A 2813-nucleotide genomic window follows, 5' to 3' on the forward strand; every position below is an offset into this window, starting at 1 on the left:
AGTTGGGACACGCTGGTAGAGCAGAAGACACGGAAAACGATGGATGACGACGAGTCAACACTCGCATAAGCATAGGAGAACATACATCCCCTTATCGATAGAATATCCTTACCCATTTAGGACTACCACAATTTGATAGCTAATAATCGCTCATATGTGTATGTTTAGGGGAGTTATATGTAAGCTATCTCAACTTTACGCTCTTTCTGGCTTTGTGGTCTCCTAATTACGACCAGAAACGATAGGCAGCTTTTCCGAAGATTTACTTCGTACGTTAATTATGGTTTCTCTTTCTACGAACGAGCTGGCTGCTATCTACTCAGAAGCATTTGAGTCAACCCTCGCTCAGCTTAAGGGTAGAGGGCTAGATCCCCAGAATCCAGAGGTTCGCAAGACGGCTCGGGAGGTTGCGAACCAAGCCATCAATCGAGCGCTTAGGGATTGAGATCGAAGCTTATTAAGATCAGTGGAATTACTCAGGGGGATGGGTGAAGTAGGCGTTAAGCTAATAAAAATCCCCAGCGGTGAGGCTAGGGGAGTCTAGTTATTTGGGGAACACAGAGATTTCTGACTCAATCGCTTCTATGAGATAGAAGCCCTAGAAGGCGTTTGAGTAGTCCTTAAATCTGCGAACTATCCAAGTATTCCCATCTTGCTGTCCGATCTGACAGGTGGGACAAAATTTTTTGATAAAACAAAGCATGTATTCCTATCTTGGCTTCAGGCTACCTAATCCAAGATTCAGATTGACTGAGTATTTTCATAGATAAGGCAGGTTTCCTCAACCTCGCCAACCCCCAACAATGCATGTCCTCAGATTATTCGCTACAGACTACTGGGCACATGTATTGGGTTTTGTTGTCAGCCGTCGCCTTGGCTTGACAGAGCGCCTACACATAGATTTTTGCCTATGTCCTTAGTAAAAATGATTGCATTGACTCTATGAATGAGTCTGTCTATCATTAGTGTGTGAAAGCAACAACTGCACTGAGCTATTTAATGCTCTCTCAGTTGTGAAGTCTCCAAAAAGAGTCTCCTGCGACGGCTTAACACCAACTGTTAGAAGCATTCTGGATTCTTCCACCCAGAATGCTTTTTTATGGCTAAGGCTGCAATGGGGATGAGACGTCTCTGCTTGAACGCTGAATAACTACTTTCACTGAGCCTTTGATAGGGAACGCAAAGTTAAAACTGCCTGACCGGTTGCCTACATTTTATAGATGCTGCAGAAGCTTTTCCTTTATGCATCAACTGACGAATTGAACTTTCTTGATACTGACGGGTGACAGATTTCCATCATCTAATCGAGTGAATTCTGAGTCTAAAGAGGGATGAAGTCAAGCGTTCTACCAGCAACAATGCCTTTAGATGCTTCTATCGCAGTTAGAATTCCACAGTCATGAATCTTCTAAGTAAACTATTCAACCGTAACCGTCTGAAGGTAGACGGTATTGTTCGTAGGGAAACACAAAGCGCGAAAATCGAAGACCACTCTTCAACGGGTCGGAGGATTCAGGGGTCTATTGTTCCTGAAGGCGATCAGACCTATTTCCGTACAAGCAATGGTGACGATTACATTACATTCGATGCTTATGGGCAATGGCCAGGAATGGTTTGTGAAGCTGCCGTAGAATGGGTCGATTCCCCGTTGGATAAAAGCGTCAAAGGACATGCTTCCGAAATTTTCGTACGTAACATTGTCAATGGAAGGTTCTACAAATTACCTTCACCGGAACAGATTGAGTCATTCCCGAAAGATAGGGCCTGCTCTTGTCCATTCTGCATTGTCGATTATTTTGAAGGGCATTGATCCAAACTCTGATGTCTTTAATTGTTTCTGTTGTCTCTATAATGAGTTGTGACTAAGCTTAGCCGTCAGCTTGCTTTTTGATGACGTCGGCCTGGGTTACGATCTGATTGACCTGCCAATACTGCGTGAGTTTAAGCGCCGCGAATTTCTACCCATGATCCAGAATCTGCTCTGGAAAATTGATGGGGGTTTGGTTCGTGCTCAGACTTTGCATGAAGACGGCATGATTTTGGCGCTTGGACTGTGGGGCGCTGGTGATATCGTCGGTCACCCCCCTGCCGGGGTAGAACCCTACCAAATTGAATGTCTCAGTATCGTATAAGTCCATCGACTCCAAAGAGATAACTGCGTGGAACTTGAGCAAGTGATAGCGATTTTTCCAGTGGCTGACAGAGAAGTTTGGAACTGATGATGAGGGATGCCGCCTTTCGATCCGACTTACCCATCAAGACATTGCTGAAATGATCGGAACCAGCCGCGTGACCGTCACCCGCTTGATAGGAGAGCTTGAACAAGCAAGATTAGTTGATTGGTCAAAGCGCAACCGTCTACTGCGTCATAGTTTTTATTCAGCTTAATCTGAGCAGGTTTCACTGTGGCAAAGTTAGTCTACGATAGTTGCTCTGGCTTCAGATAAGCGCTGCATAGCAAGTTCACCACTCGGTAAACGTCTGGGTCAAAGAAATCTGGATCTTGCGTCTGAAAAATCTCGTAGTACTTGCGCAGGGGGCTGGCATATTCTAGCTTTTGTGCTGGTGACAGAAACGGCTCGAACAAGGTGTAGAGCGTCACCGCTTCAATCAACCAGCCAGAAATCCACTCGAAAAGGGTAGAGGGATCTTGTTTCTCGTTAATATGATTGAACTAAATATAGAGGCTATTAGGCACTGCTCCTATATGCCTTGTTAGCGGCTAGAAGGTCTGGGTTAAGGATTAGTAGCGAGAGGCAGAGTTTGCCGATCAACCCAATAGAGATCCCATGCCCGATTGAGCATGACTGTCT

The 2813-nt window shown here is 45.1% G+C and carries 5 protein-coding genes; 4 read left to right on the top strand and 1 reads right to left on the bottom strand.

Going from position 1 to position 2813, the window contains the following annotated elements; all coding sequences use genetic code 11:
• The first annotated feature begins 280 nt into the window (after positions 1-280).
• The 4 genes from C1752_RS28805 to C1752_RS29620 all read left to right on the top strand — a co-directional run bounded on the left by C1752_RS28805 (position 281) and on the right by C1752_RS29620 (position 2388).
• A complete protein-coding gene (locus C1752_RS28805) occupies positions 281-445 on the top strand; it encodes a hypothetical protein (RefSeq protein ID WP_158535253.1) in 165 nt (54 codons plus the stop codon).
• A 954-nt stretch (positions 446-1399) separates the two neighbouring features.
• Complete coding sequence (locus C1752_RS27855; RefSeq protein WP_110989293.1) at positions 1400-1810, top strand: hypothetical protein; 411 nt, start codon at positions 1400-1402, stop codon at positions 1808-1810.
• A 70-nt stretch (positions 1811-1880) separates the two neighbouring features.
• A complete protein-coding gene (locus tag C1752_RS29615; RefSeq protein ID WP_233501923.1) occupies positions 1881-2132 on the top strand; it encodes a hypothetical protein in 252 nt (83 codons plus the stop codon).
• Positions 2133-2241: 109 nt separating this feature from the next.
• Positions 2242-2388: a helix-turn-helix domain-containing protein gene (locus C1752_RS29620; RefSeq protein WP_339373463.1), complete on the top strand. Its 147-nt coding sequence runs from the start codon at positions 2242-2244 to the stop codon at positions 2386-2388.
• 31 nt (positions 2389-2419) lie between these two features.
• Here the strand turns inward: C1752_RS29620 and C1752_RS27865 are convergent, their stop codons facing one another.
• Positions 2420-2602 carry a hypothetical protein gene (locus tag C1752_RS27865; protein WP_146242481.1) on the bottom strand — a complete coding sequence of 61 codons (183 nt, stop codon included), beginning with the start codon at positions 2600-2602 and terminating at the stop codon, positions 2420-2422.
• Between the last annotated feature and the right edge of the window lie 211 nt (positions 2603-2813).

The organism is Acaryochloris thomasi RCC1774, assembly GCF_003231495.1.
In the GTDB taxonomy this organism is placed as follows: domain Bacteria; phylum Cyanobacteriota; class Cyanobacteriia; order Thermosynechococcales; family Thermosynechococcaceae; genus RCC1774.